This is a genomic window from Bacillus sp. MYb78 (assembly GCF_002975115.1).
Taxonomy (GTDB): domain Bacteria; phylum Bacillota; class Bacilli; order Bacillales; family Bacillaceae_G; genus Bacillus_A; species Bacillus_A cereus.
Genome location: NZ_PCOB01000001.1, coordinates 137,151 through 149,833, shown reverse-complemented (window position 1 = coordinate 149,833; position 12,683 = coordinate 137,151). Strand labels below are relative to the sequence as shown.

The following is a 12,683-nucleotide window of genomic DNA, read 5'->3' as shown; positions in this document are numbered from 1 at the left end:
TTTTTGTAGTTAAAATTGAATACTGAAGTTTTGGAATGAGTGAATACCAGTTCCATATTCACTAATCGCATATGTATTCTGTGCAATTTGTTTAACGGTAAACTAAGGGTCTTGAAGAATATTTATGTTCTATTTCACATCCTATAAAATGAATTTGTATAAACATATTCGCTTTTCGTTGTATTAAACCCTTTTGTTAGATGTTTTTATAAAAGTTTATAAAATGGGTAAACGAAACATTGAAATGTTTGTTTGCGTTGTGATAAGATGATGAAGTGATAATAAACGTTATGCTGATTTGTTTAGTTTTAAATAAACATTTTAAAGGAGTGTTTAGTATGAGTGATATTTCAGAGAAGTTTTGGGATGCGTCAATAGAGGAATTAAAGAAAGGGTATGTGTTTGATGAAGAAAAAGAGGAGTACATTTGCTTAGCTTGTGGTGAAACATTTATTAAAGGTGTTATTTATCAAGATAATCAAATTTTGTATGAAGCAGAGAAGTTCGTCCAATTGCATATTCAAAATGAGCATACGTCTATGTTTGATTATTTGTTAAATATGGATAAGAAATTTACTGGTTTAACGGATTTACAAAAGAAAATGGTTCAGTTTTTCCATATGGGACTGAATGATAAAGAAATTGTAAAAGAAATGGATGGCGGAAGTACATCAACAATTCGTAATCATCGATTTACACTGCGAGAGAAAATGAAGCAAGCAAAAGTATTTTTAGCGCTAATGGAATTATCAGAAGAAAAATCAAAAGTACAAACGAAATTTGTGCCAATTCATAGAACAGCAACGATGGTGGATGATCGATACAATATTACGGAAGAAGAAAATAATGAAGTATTAAAAGCTCATTTTACAGAAGGGTTAGATGGACCTCTCTCTAAATTTCCGAAGAAACAAAAGCGTAAATTAATTATATTGCGCCATTTAGTGAAGAAGTTTGATAGTAATAAAAAGTATACTGAAAAAGAAGTAAATACAGTGATAGAAAATGTATACCCTGATTTTGTAACATTAAGAAGATATTTAATCGAATATGGATTTTTAGATCGAACAGCCGATGGAAGTCAATATTGGGTGAAGTTATAATTATACGAAAAGAAAATGAATAGAAGCACAGTATTATAACAACTATACAAAGAGATAGAGATTGAAAATAGATGTTTAATAAAAGGAGAAATGAAATTTGAAACCACCTGCAGATAACAATAAAGAAGGTGCGGAGTCACATAAGTTGGAAAGTGAGAGTAAACCGATTTGGAAATCGATGTCGATGTTTTTAGTACCGTTATTATTAAGTAATGTACTACAATCAGTTGGACAATTATTTGGTATGGTAGTAGTAGGAAGATGGCTTGGAGTTAATGATTTAGCGGCTATATCAGCATTCTTCCCATTATTTTTCTTGCTCGTTTCATTTGTAATTGGTATCGGTTCAGGAAGCTCTATTTTAATTGGTCAGGCGTTTGGTGCTAAAAACGAAGATCGTTTAAAAGCTATCGTTGGTACGACGTTGACGTTTACCTTTATTATTGGAGTTGTGTTGGCGATAATAGGCAGTATTTTTGCGATGGATATTATGCGTCTAATGGGAACGCCAGAAAATATTATTGAAATAAGTGTACATTATGCACGGATTTTATTTATATCGATGCCAGTATTATTTTTATATTTCGCATATACAACATTTATGAGAGGTACAGGAGATTCTAAAACGCCATTTTACTTTTTAATTGTAAGTACAGCGCTAAATATGATCTTATTACCGATTCTTATTTTTGGATGGTTAGGAGCTCCGAAATTAGATGTGTATGGAGCGGCCTATGCATCTGTTATATCTACAGTTATTACGTTTATTGTCATGCTTGTGTATTTAAAGAAGAAAAATCACCCATTACAACTAGATGGCACGGTTAGAAAATACCTTCGAATGGATGGGGAGTTATTAAAGCTATTGCTAAGGCTCGGTATACCAGCAAGTATAAATATGATATTAGTATCATTATCTGAGATTGCCGTAATCGCATTTGTAAATCGTTACGGTTCGGATGCAACAGCTGCTTACGGCGTTGTGAATCAAGTTGCAAGTTATGTACAAATGCCAGCAGTTAGCCTTGGTATTACAGTTTCCATTTTTGCGGCACAATCGATTGGTGCGAATCAATTTGATCGATTGCAGAAAGTTGTGAAGGCTGGAATTATTATGAACTACGTCATCGGTGGTTTGTTAATATCTCTTATTTACTTATTCTCAAGAGACATCTTATCACTATTTTTAACGAGTCAAACTACAATTGAAATTGCTCATAGCTTAGTTATGATTACGTTATGGAGTTATTTAATTTTCGGTCATGCACAAATTATTAGTGCGACAATGCGAGCGAGCGGTACAGTACTTTGGCCAACTGTTATTGGAGTTGTTTCAATTTGGCTTGTAGAAGTACCCGTAGCATATTATCTTTCTTACCATACAAGTCTTGGAATAGAAGGCATTTGGATCGGGTATCCAGCAGCATTTATTGTCAGCTTAATATTACAGTATGCATATTATAAGCTTTCATGGCAAAAGAAACGAATTACACGATTAGTTAGTTAAATAGAAAAATGTCCCTAAGTTATTAGACTTAGAGACATTTTTTCGTAAGTGCAGGTTTACAAATAGCTTTTTAAAGTGATATCAAAATGTTGTCTAATGAGTGTTTTATCACTCATATAAAACTCCCACGCTTTTTCCGGTTCACCGATAATCTCAAAGGATTCCTCTGTAATATATAAAGCGCAATTATCCTCGAGTGCAATTCCTTCTATATTCCCTTGATGATTTTGTAAAAAGGAATGGAAGGCGTTCATTCTGTTTAATTGATTATAATGTGGACAAAATCTTTTATTAACAATACCCCATCCGTTACTCTCTATATAACCAGAACCTTCATAATCTGATCGGATACTAGACGTGAACCAACACATAGCACCAGCGCTATAACCAGCAATAAGTGTTCCTTGCTGCAGAGCCAATAATAATTTTTCATCGAGTCTATGTTCTTTCCATTGCGTAAGCATGTGAATATAGTTCCCGCCACCTAAATAAATTAAATCGGCTGAATGAATCATCTCGTCTATTTCATACTTAGAAGGTAAATCTGTTGTAGTACGTAAAATTTGTACTTCACAATGTAATTGTTTTTCAAACGTGTCTAAAAATAATTTTATATAGCTTTCATCATCATGACTAGCCGTTGGAATAAACAATATTTTTGGGTACTGTTTATTTGTTAATTCTATAAGGCGTTCATTAATAGGCAAGTGATTTGAATCTTGTAAATCACCGCCACCAATGACAGCTAATTTCATAGTAAAGCACCACCTAATCATTTTTGTTATATAAAAATTCGATAGAAGAGAGTTACATTCCTTCCGTAATGTAATCAATAATTAGAAAATATAGCTTAAGTATATCGGAATAGTAAAGAAACTACTGACTATATATACCAATGCATTAGAAACCATTCATTGATATATAATATTTCATACTAATGTTTCAAAATATGGAAAAAATATGTTTAAATAGATATAATGACGCATTCATTCATATTGAATTTATACTTATATTTTAAAAGGGTATCGGAAATAATAGCGATTTTCTAAAACAGTTTTTACTTTTAATAGGAAGTTTTATTACAATATGGTAAAATTATTTCAATATATTTATTTAATATGAAATACAAAGAAGGAGCGTGAAAAAAGTGGATTTTCGATTTGAATTTACAACGAAGCTGAAAGAATACTTAGACGATGAGAAGGATGAAAAAATAATAAAAGATGGACATAGAGATGTAATTTTTCACTATTTATATGCGTTAGAGACTGAAATTGGCGTTGTTAAAAATCCTAATTTTACTTTTTTTGCATCAGGAAGACGTTCACATATAGTGTTAGAAAACGTTGAATTTAAAACAGAAGTAAATGTAAAAAGTAATATAATTGAAATTACAAAAATCGTGGATAATGTAGCTATTCCATTAGATACTATCGTAGCGAAAGATCGGGAATTATTTGCCCTTGGGCGTAATGAGAAGTTTAGTGTACAAATATTAGAGCAGTACCTTTTTGATACATTTGGAGAAAAATTAGGTTTAAAATGAATGGAATAGCCTATGTATTTATAGGTAGTTAATTTTCGTATATATCATTTACGTTTGACCTTTCATTTAATTTATACTACAATTCGTAGTGTGAAAGGAGTTGTACAATGTTTACTCAAAACTATAAGTTAAATGAGCACGGGTTAAATCATTTCTTTGGACCGCTTGAAGCAAAAATTATGGAGATTGTTTGGTCTAGCGATGGTATTACGATTAAAGAAGTGCAGCAGAAATTAAGTGAAGAATCACCTGTGAATTTTAACACTGTTATGACAGTTATGAACAGGTTAGTAGAGAAATTACACTTAGAAAAACAGACTGTGAAAAGAAGTGGCATATATCGTGCTGTACAAACGAAAGAAGAATTCTTATCCAATCAAACGAAGAAAATGACACAGGAATTGATGGGGGAATTTGGAGATTTAGTTGTAAATCATATGTTAGATGAGTTAGAGCAGGCTGATCCGACTTTAATAAAAAAGTTAGAAGACAAATTGAGTCAGTTAAAAAAAGAGGATTAATGAAATGAAATGGCAAATGCGTAAAATCGTATTGTTAGCAGTAATTGTTAGTACCCTCTTTTTCAGCTTGTTACTGTATTACGTTACATATCCATTTCTGTTTCAAAATAAGATGTTCCTTCTTTCAAAATTTTGCTTGTTCCAGTTAGAAAAACATATGAAAGAATTATCGCTGATTCGTATAATAATCGCTGAATTATTATTACTTACTGTATTAATCGTGTGCAAAAGAATTTGGCGACAATTTTTCTATAGTAAAAAATTACAAAAAGTACTTATCCCTTTCATCCGAAAAGGAAAACAAATATATATATTGCCGACTACGGAAGTTGCGGCATTTACAATTGGGCTATTTCGTCCGAAAGTTGTCATGTCAGAAGGGATGCTTCAAACATTTTCAGATGAAGAAATGGATGCAATTATTTTCCATGAAGAATATCATCAAAAGAATTGGGATCCGCTAAAATTATTTTGTTTTACGCTATTAGCAGAAGGAATGATGTACATACCAATATTAAAAGGGTTGTTACAGCGATATCATACGTATCAGGAACTAGCTGCTGATAAATATGCGATGCAAAAAATGGAATCCTCACTTGAGTTAGGTAGCGCGTTATTAAAATTAATTAAAATAAAGACAATGGAAAATCGATGTGTTACAGCTTCATTTGCAAAAACAGCAATAAATTTACGAATCGAGCAAGTGTTAAATGAAAAGGTTGTTAAGCTTACTATTCCGTTACATACGAATTCGGTATATGTAACAGTAGGTTTATTCTGTATGTCGGTTGTACTTATTGTCGGAGAGTGCATATAGCCTCTTTTTTTTAGAATAAACACTACTCATTGTAGTGTTTCAGGGGGAATAAAATGAATGCAGCAGATTTAACAATTTGGCTTGTGGCTGGGGCGGGAGTATTGTCATTTATATCACCGTGCTCTTTACCGCTATATCCATCTTATTTATCTTATATTACAGGTGTGTCTATTCAAGATTTAAAAGAAAATCGTGGGATTATGCAAAAATCAGCGATTATACATACAGTATTTTTTATGATCGGATTTTCGGTTATATTTTACGCGTTAGGTTTATCGGTAAGTTGGATTGGAATAACATTTTCATCTAACCAAAAATTGATTCAACAAATTGGTGGGATTTTTATTGTTTTAATGGGGCTATTTATGACGGGCTTGTTTCAGCCTAAGTGGCTTATGGCAGAGAAAAAGGTGCAGTATAGAAGTAAATCGACTGGATTTATTCGCTCGATTTTAGTCGGTATGACATATGCAGCGGGTTGGACGCCATGTGTTGGACCGATATTTTCAGCTGTACTCATGCTTGGCGCGACGAATCCTGAAGGGGCACTTCTTTATATTACAGCGTATACTCTTGGGTTTGCGGTTCCATTTTTCGTGATGGCATTCTTTATTGGGAAGGTAAAATGGATTGTTACATATGCCAATGTCATGATGAAAATTGGCGGTGGAATGATGATTGTAACGGGTATTTTATTGTATACAAATCAAATGACGAAAATTACAGCATTCTTTATTCGACTATTCGGTGGATTTACAGGTTTTTAAAAATGAGGAGGAAGAAAAGTGAAGAAACTAATTGCTATTATACTAGTAGGTGCTCTCGTTTGGGCGGGGGTTAACTTTTATAATTCAAAGAAAGAAGAAAAGGAAAGAAAAGCAAAGCAAGCAGAGTTACAGGAGAAAGAAGTATTACCACAAGTCGGTTTTAAAGCACCTAGCATCACATTAAAAGGATTAGACGGAAAGTTGCAGTCGTTAAATGATGCTAAGGGAAAACCATATATTATTAATTTTTGGGCATCATGGTGTGGGCCGTGTGAAATGGAGGCACCTGATTTAGTTCATATGTATGATAAATATAAAAAGGATGTTGAAATTTTTGCGGTGAATGCAACTGTTAGTGACCCAGTACAAGAAGCAAGCGCATTTGCTAATCGCTATGGGTTTGAGTTTCCTGTTCTATTAGATATGGACGGAGTAGCTGGACTAGATTATAAAGTATTCTCTTTACCGACGACATTTTTTGTTAATAAAGATGGAATTATAGTAGATCATGTACGAGGTGTATTACCACCAGATCAATTAGAAAAGAAATTTAAGAAATTGATTGAGAATTAAAAGGAGATTTCGTGACGATGGAGTGGATCGTGAGGTTACAACCCATATCTCTTATAATTGGAAGTCTATTTGGATTTGTGTTGATGAAACGAAAGATGAGGCATCAAAATGTATCATATGAAAAAATGATGGATGCCGTAACAAATGCTTTTCTTATCATCGTATTTGTATGGAAGTTTGCACCATCAATTTTAAATCCTGTATGGGCCTTTGGGGCGCCAGTGCAAGCAATATTAGCTGTTGGAAGTATGCAACATATTGTAGTAGGATGCGTGATTGCGAGTGTATACATTGTTTGGAAAAGTAAAAAGGAGCAATTTTCGCTTCGTATTTTACTTGATGCATTGCCTTTGGGTCTGTGTGTGAGTATTATCTTTTATTTTCTATTACATCATGAAGTAGGTGCACAAACGACACTACCATGGGGAATGAAAATATATGAATCTAAACTTTTATATCACCCTATTTTCGTATATGAGATCAGCCTTGCTCTTTGTATAATGGGCTTGTTATGGATGAAAAATGAAAGGCTCGGAAATGGAAAGAATATAAGTGTTTTTCTAATTATTGAGGGGTTTGCTCATATTATTATTTCGCTTGTTAGTGAACAAAATTCGGTTCTGTTTGGTCTATCAGCAGAGCAAATAATGAGCTTTTGTATTATTAGTTTAGGGATTTTGTTGGTGTCGAAAAAATAAAAGATAGCCATGTACAGAGAGTATATGGCTATCTTTTATAAGCATATTTCTTCATCATATGCTAAATCATTATATTGTAGAAATCTAAAAACCCCTTTATTAGGGGTTTTTAGGTTTCTATAGGTCTGCATGTGTTTCTTGTTTATCTGTATCCCATTTTGGAAGTTGTTTTGCTTGTTGACTTTCAGTAAAATTATTAAATCCAAAAGCAAGTATGCATGTAAAGGTTAAAATAGCTAAACTAATCTTTTTCATTATCTTAGTGCCTCCTTAGTTAATAATTTTTGTTTTGCTTCGTAAGTATTGAAAAAATATTTTTGAGATTTCTCTATTTTATTCACTTTATGAAATTCTACTGCTAATAATTCGTAATATTCTTGTACATAATCGTATAATTCTTTACTGTTAAAATATGTAGTGCCTGCAATGATTGCGTTTTCTAAGTCGTCTAGAATACCAGTGTGTTGTGTTTTTAAGATAGTGAAATGGTGTTTATATTCTTGATTATTTAATTCATTACAAATTTCTAAGCCTTTTTGAACCCAATCGTTTGCAATTTCTTTTTCATTTAAACTAAAATGTTCTTTGGCTTGTAGAAAATTGGCTTTTAGGTGTTTAGGTAATTTGTTTGTAACTATTGTAAGATGTCTAATAGCAAGGGTTGATAGATTTTGAGAAGAGTAGAGCCAACCTAAGTTATTTCGAACTTTTAAGATTAGTGTATCGTCTTTCAGCTTTTGTAAAATATTGATTGCTGAATTATAGTTCTCTTCGGCTTGTTCGAATTGTTTTAAATAAACAGAACATGAGCCTAAAATGTTTTCGCATAGAGCTATTTTAATTTCATAACGTGGATATTTTGAGAAAATCTCTTTAGCTTGATTTGCATAATTGATTGCTGTAAGTGGTTTGTTTGTATGGTGATTAAATATAGCGAATTTATATTTATATTCAGCTTCTTCTAGTTCGCCTGGTACATGTTTTAAAAGGGATTCAGCTTTTTCGTATTCTTTTTTTGCTTCATCATAATTTCCAATAATGGTAGCATGTTCAGCTTTAAAAAAGTGATAATAATAAGTAATAAAGTCTTCAGTTATTGGATTGTCTAAACGAACAATTTGACTAAAAGTATCATATTTAATGTTTGTCCAATCGGTTAGGACCTTATATTTAAAGTTTAGTAGGGAGTAGTAAAGCGATAGATTTTGATCAGCTTCAATTTTATTAATCTGTTTCTCTATTTTTTCTTTTAATTGTTTCGCTTCAATTAATTGCTCCGCTACCATTACTTGATATAAAATGTTTAATTCGTTGACAATCTGTTCATGCCCTTTTAATAACACACTCATTATATATTCCCCCATTCGATAAAAGTATCCTAATTTAATTATTTCTATAATAGCAAAATAGAAGAAGTATAAGAGTGATTTTACCATATTTTTCAACAAAATTCTGAAAAATTAATTAATTTTTACATATTTCTTATTTTTATGTGAATATTACAAGTGCCTCTGGTAGTGGTGGGATGAATCTGACTCATGATACGTTAGCATCAATGGGAGGGATAGTTTTACTTGTAAATATGTTTTTAGGAGGATTGTTCGGATTGGGTCCAACTGTTAAGTTTTTAACAAAAATTTCACTTTCTTATTTAATAAAAACAGGATAATCCTCATTTTATAAGAATCATCCTGTTTTTATTGATATATTAAAAAATCGGCGGAGTAACAGAAAATAAGACTATCGCGTTTTTTTCAAAATGATTCACCCATTTATGCTTTAAATAAGCAGGTATTTTTACACTGTCGCCAGTTTCTAATACGTATTCTTCCTCATTTAAATATAATGTGATTTTCCCATCTAAGACAAATGCTAATTCTTCTCCTTTATGTTCTAGCACATTTTCTGATGAAGCTGTATTAGGCGGGACGGTCATAATTGCTGTTGCTAAATTTCCAGTGAAATCAGGTGAAAGCATTTCATATGATAAATTATCAATAATCATTTTCTTTCGTTTATGGGAACGTACAATTAAATCGTCTGTATTTGTATCTTCAAGTAAAAAGCTAAATGTTGGCACATCAAGAGCTTTAGCAAGCACTTTTAATGTTTGGATAGAAGGGTTAGCGGACCCGCGCTCAATTTGACTTAACATTGATGGTGTAATATCGGCCATCTTTGCTAGTTCTTTACTAGTTAAACCTTTTTCTTTTCTTTGTTTTTCAATTTTTTTACCAATATCTATATTTTCCATAATGAAAATCTCCTTAATAATTATTAAATTATATTTAAATAAATTAAATTAAAATTAACTAAATTGGATTATTTGTGTTAAACTATATTAAAATTAATTTAATTATAATTTATTGTATGGTGAGCTACAAGGATATAAGGAGGAAACAAAATGAAAGAAATAGGGGCATTACAAGCAGAATATCCATTAGTGAATAAGCTTATTGCAACAGAAGAAGTATTTTGGATAAATCCAAACATACAAATGTATGAAACAGCAATAAAAGATTCACCACTTAATGAAGAGAATGTAAAAGATGCGGAAGAGAGATTAAAGCGTTTTGCACCATATATTGCGAAAGTTTTTCCTGAAACGAAAGGGGCGAACGGCATAATCGAATCACCTTTAGTGAAAATACCTTCTATGAAAGAAGCTTTAGAGAGAAAATATGAGCAACCTATTTTAGGAGAATTATTATTAAAATGTGATAGTCATCTTCCAATATCAGGATCAATTAAAGCTAGGGGCGGCATTTATGAAGTGTTGAAACATGCTGAGCAACTAGCATTGCAGCACGGAATGGTAACAGAAGAAGATAATTATTCCGTTTTAGATAGTGATACATGTAGAGAGTTTTTCTCGAAATATTCAATTGCAGTAGGTTCTACAGGGAATTTAGGACTTAGCATAGGGATTATGAGTGCGAATCTAGGTTTTAATGTAACTGTTCATATGTCAGCAGACGCAAAAGAATGGAAGAAAGATTTATTAAGAAGTAAAGGTGTAAACGTTATTGAATATGAAGATGATTATAGCAAAGCAGTAGAAGAAGGAAGAAGACAAGCGGATGCGGATCCTAGCTGTTATTTTGTAGACGATGAAAACTCACATGATTTATTTTTAGGATACGCAGTAGCCGCATCACGATTACAAAAGCAATTAGAAGAGTTAGAGGTTGTAGTAGATGAAGATCATCCTTTATTTGTTTACCTTCCGTGCGGAGTAGGAGGAGGACCTGGCGGAGTAGCATTCGGTTTAAAGTTATTGTATAAAGATAATGTTCATTGTTTCTTTGCAGAGCCAACACATTCTCCTTGTATGTTACTCGGCTTAATGACAGGCCTTCATGACAAAATTTCCGTTCAAGATATCGGAATTGATAATGTAACAGATGCGGATGGACTTGCGGTAGGAAGGCCATCTGGATTTGTCGGTAAAACGATGGAACCATTTTTGAGTGGGAATTACACAGTAAGCGATGAAGAGTTATATAGATTGTTAAAAGAACTAGCTGATACGGAAAATATTTATTTAGAGCCTTCTGCACTAGCAGGTATGATAGGGCCAGTGAAAGTATGCAAAGAAGGTGAGTATTTACAAAAGCAACAGGTAACAGAGAAGGTGAAAAAAGGTACTCATATTGTGTGGGGAACGGGTGGAAGTATGGTTCCAAAAGATGTAATGAATGAGTATTATAGGAAAGGTTTGGATTTAACGGTATAAGAAAAATGAGGCTAGTTGTAGCCTCATTTTTTCATGTACATAAAAATCTTTGTTATTTTCACAATAGTTCTTTATAGTATATATAAAGGATAACTAATATTGAATAAATACAACAAAAAAGCTTTATTTTACATAATAAGAGGATGTGTATACGATGTCATTACAGACTAAATATATAGCGGGTATTTCGCTTGGGGTTATGGGTGTCGGCTTTGCGGCTTCTATCCCTTTTCAAGGAACGGTAGCTGGAGAGATTATACAAGGTGGATTTGAAGCTGGATTGGTTGGTGGACTTGCGGATTGGTTCGCGGTTACAGCTTTATTCCGTCATCCGATGGGAATACCAATTCCGCATACAGCTTTGTTACCTAAAAACCGTAAACGGGTAACGAAAGGACTCATTCATACGTTAGAAAATGAATGGCTGACGAAAGAAAGTATTACGAATAAAGTAAAAGAGATGCAGTTAGTACAAATGGTACTGCAAATTGCTGAGAGAGAAATGCAGTCTGATGCTGTGAAAAAGGGGATTGTAACGATTGCAGAGAAAGCAATTGTTACAATAGATACAGAAAAGTTAGCTGTTATTATTGAAAAAGAATTAAAAACATATTTGCATACAATTAATACAAGTAACATTTTACAAGTGCTTGTTGATCAATTAGTTGTGCAAGAATATGATGAAAAGACACTTGATTACATATTAGTGAAGGTAAAAGATTGGACAGCGCAAGATGAAGCTCGTTACCAGCTCGGTAGCTTAGGTATGAAGGCGATGGAAAATATAAAAGTAGATGGATTCTTGCAGTTTACTTTGAAATCATTTATGAATATTGTAGATGAAGATAAAATTGGCGGCATTTTGCAGAAGTTTATCATTAGTAATATTAACAGCTTACAAGAGGCTGATAATAGCACAAGACAACTTATATTAGCGAAGATTCGTCAAGAAATTATCAATGTAAAAGAAAATGAAGCCTTATTACAGGAATTAGAAAATTGGAAAGAAAAGTGGATTGCGAATTGGAATGCTACTGACAAAATAAAAGAGATGCTAGAGCAAGTACAACAAAGAGCAGTTGCTTTTGTAAATAATGAAGAATTTGCTGATAAATATGTTATTCCATTTTTACAAAAACAAATGAACAAAATAAAAGAAGATGAACAAACTGTTCAAAAAATAGAGGAGTGGTTACAAAAGCAAGTTGTTACACTTGTGGAAAAAAACCATTCGAAAATCGGTAAGCTTGTACAAGAAAATCTTGATAAGTTAGATGATAAAACGTTAATCGAAATGATTGAAAATAATGTCGGTAAAGATTTGCAGTGGATCCGAGTGAACGGGGCGGTTTGCGGATTTATGATTGGATTAGTGTTAGAAGGAATTAAAGCGATTATATGAGAAAAACCTTCCG

15 protein-coding genes are annotated in these 12,683 nt (G+C 32.6%); 11 read left to right on the top strand and 4 right to left on the bottom strand.

What is annotated here, in order from left to right:
* Positions 1 to 338 precede the first annotated feature (338 nt).
* Entirely contained in the window at positions 339 to 1,103 is a 765-nt protein-coding gene (locus CQ064_RS00750) for a DUF2087 domain-containing protein (protein ID WP_001280273.1), read from the top strand.
* Between the two features lie 97 nt (positions 1,104 to 1,200).
* Complete coding sequence (locus CQ064_RS00745) at positions 1,201 to 2,610, top strand: MATE family efflux transporter (protein ID WP_000804123.1); 1,410 nt, start codon at positions 1,201 to 1,203, stop codon at positions 2,608 to 2,610.
* Positions 2,611 to 2,666: 56 nt separating this feature from the next.
* Here the strand turns inward: CQ064_RS00745 and CQ064_RS00740 are convergent, their stop codons facing one another.
* Positions 2,667 to 3,365: a peptidase E gene (locus CQ064_RS00740; RefSeq protein ID WP_000762115.1), complete on the bottom strand. Its 699-nt coding sequence runs from the start codon at positions 3,363 to 3,365 to the stop codon at positions 2,667 to 2,669.
* Positions 3,366 to 3,757: 392 nt separating this feature from the next.
* Here CQ064_RS00740 and CQ064_RS00735 point away from each other — a divergent pair, with 392 nt between their 5' ends.
* The 6 genes from CQ064_RS00735 (at position 3,758) to CQ064_RS00710 (ending at position 7,532) form a co-directional block, all read left to right on the top strand.
* On the top strand, positions 3,758 to 4,156 hold the full coding sequence (locus CQ064_RS00735) for a DUF3942 family protein (RefSeq protein WP_000347525.1): 399 nt from the start codon (positions 3,758 to 3,760) through the stop codon (positions 4,154 to 4,156).
* Between the two features lie 107 nt (positions 4,157 to 4,263).
* Complete coding sequence (locus tag CQ064_RS00730; RefSeq protein WP_000495052.1) at positions 4,264 to 4,677, top strand: BlaI/MecI/CopY family transcriptional regulator; 414 nt, start codon at positions 4,264 to 4,266, stop codon at positions 4,675 to 4,677.
* 4 nt (positions 4,678 to 4,681) lie between these two features.
* Positions 4,682 to 5,494 carry a M56 family metallopeptidase gene (locus tag CQ064_RS00725; RefSeq protein WP_000871946.1) on the top strand — a complete coding sequence of 271 codons (813 nt, stop codon included), beginning with the start codon at positions 4,682 to 4,684 and terminating at the stop codon, positions 5,492 to 5,494.
* Between the two features lie 53 nt (positions 5,495 to 5,547).
* A complete protein-coding gene (ccdA, locus tag CQ064_RS00720) occupies positions 5,548 to 6,261 on the top strand; it encodes a cytochrome c-type biogenesis protein CcdA (RefSeq protein ID WP_000990439.1) in 714 nt (237 codons plus the stop codon).
* Positions 6,262 to 6,279: 18 nt separating this feature from the next.
* Positions 6,280 to 6,834 (top strand): TlpA family protein disulfide reductase, encoded by a 555-nt coding sequence (locus CQ064_RS00715; RefSeq protein ID WP_000733187.1) that lies wholly within the window; start codon positions 6,280 to 6,282, stop codon positions 6,832 to 6,834.
* 17 nt (positions 6,835 to 6,851) lie between these two features.
* Positions 6,852 to 7,532: a prolipoprotein diacylglyceryl transferase family protein gene (locus CQ064_RS00710; protein ID WP_000454853.1), complete on the top strand. Its 681-nt coding sequence runs from the start codon at positions 6,852 to 6,854 to the stop codon at positions 7,530 to 7,532.
* 117 nt (positions 7,533 to 7,649) lie between these two features.
* On the opposite strand, the gene CQ064_RS33270 is transcribed toward CQ064_RS00710, so the two are convergent.
* Both CQ064_RS33270 and CQ064_RS00705 read right to left on the bottom strand, forming a co-directional pair.
* Positions 7,650 to 7,787, bottom strand: a complete 138-nt coding sequence (locus tag CQ064_RS33270; RefSeq protein ID WP_000724012.1) for a hypothetical protein — start codon at positions 7,785 to 7,787, stop codon at positions 7,650 to 7,652.
* Entirely contained in the window at positions 7,787 to 8,881 is a 1,095-nt protein-coding gene (locus tag CQ064_RS00705; protein ID WP_000114845.1) for a response regulator aspartate phosphatase, read from the bottom strand. Before CQ064_RS00705 ends, CQ064_RS33270 begins: the two co-directional genes overlap by 1 nt.
* Before the next feature lie 143 nt (positions 8,882 to 9,024).
* On the opposite strand from CQ064_RS00705, the gene CQ064_RS00700 reads away from it, so the two are divergent.
* On the top strand, positions 9,025 to 9,201 hold the full coding sequence (locus CQ064_RS00700; RefSeq protein WP_002025592.1) for a hypothetical protein: 177 nt from the start codon (positions 9,025 to 9,027) through the stop codon (positions 9,199 to 9,201).
* A 39-nt stretch (positions 9,202 to 9,240) separates the two neighbouring features.
* Here CQ064_RS00700 and CQ064_RS00695 read toward each other — a convergent pair whose 3' ends face one another.
* Positions 9,241 to 9,786 (bottom strand): helix-turn-helix domain-containing protein, encoded by a 546-nt coding sequence (locus CQ064_RS00695; protein ID WP_000427637.1) that lies wholly within the window; start codon positions 9,784 to 9,786, stop codon positions 9,241 to 9,243.
* A 150-nt stretch (positions 9,787 to 9,936) separates the two neighbouring features.
* Here CQ064_RS00695 and CQ064_RS00690 point away from each other — a divergent pair, with 150 nt between their 5' ends.
* Positions 9,937 to 11,268: a D-serine ammonia-lyase gene (locus CQ064_RS00690; protein ID WP_000658544.1), complete on the top strand. Its 1,332-nt coding sequence runs from the start codon at positions 9,937 to 9,939 to the stop codon at positions 11,266 to 11,268.
* 154 nt (positions 11,269 to 11,422) lie between these two features.
* On the top strand, positions 11,423 to 12,670 hold the full coding sequence (locus tag CQ064_RS00685) for a DUF445 domain-containing protein (protein WP_000058311.1): 1,248 nt from the start codon (positions 11,423 to 11,425) through the stop codon (positions 12,668 to 12,670).
* Positions 12,671 to 12,683: the final 13 nt, after the last annotated feature.